Below are 209 nucleotides of genomic sequence, written 5' to 3' on the forward strand. Positions count from 1 at the left end.
TTATCGCCTTTGTCGCCTTTAGCGCCGGCTGCACCAGTGTCACCTTTATCGCCTTTGTCGCCTTTAGCGCCGGCTGCACCAGTGTCACCTTTTTCGCCAGTAGCACCGTCTTTAAGGATGGTAGTAGTGGTATTACCGTTACCGTCTTTGATGGTTACAGTGTGAGTACCGTTGCCGTTGTCTTTAACGTCGGCTTCAGCGTTCTTACC

The 209-nt window shown here is 51.7% G+C and carries 1 protein-coding gene; it reads right to left on the reverse strand.

From position 1 onward, the window contains the following. Positions 1-209: collagen-flanked surface repeat-containing protein (locus ACTHSP_RS24430; RefSeq protein WP_440347266.1), on the reverse strand; the 209-nt coding region annotated here is incomplete at both ends.

The sequence above is a fragment of the Neisseria sp. P0001.S005 genome, from assembly GCF_051963715.1.